The 236-nt window shown below is 50.8% G+C and carries 1 pseudogene; it reads left to right on the top strand.

The annotated features are described in order from the left end of the window. Window positions 1–82: 82 nt before the first annotated feature. Window positions 83–236: pseudogene (locus EXE42_RS20555) on the top strand (ArsR family transcriptional regulator); the annotation flags it as partial.

Genomic DNA, 236 nt, shown 5'->3' with positions numbered 1-236 from the left:
AGAACTTTCCGCCGTGTATAGCTTATACGCCGACCATCTCTTTTCATAAGGATATATATACGATCACGTTGGTTATCAGGTGATGCGGCTGACTGTCCCAACAGACTTCGAGATCTTACAGATCCTCTCGAACGGGAGGCGCAACAACGCTATCAACATCGCTGCCCACCTCGACAAGAACAGATCCTACGTCAACACTCGCCTCCCGGTGTTGGCCGATTACGGGCTACTCGATC

This window comes from Halorubrum sp. SP3, assembly GCF_005435195.1.
Lineage (GTDB): Archaea > Halobacteriota > Halobacteria > Halobacteriales > Haloferacaceae > Halorubrum > Halorubrum sodomense.
This window is presented reverse-complemented; position numbering and strand designations above follow the sequence as displayed.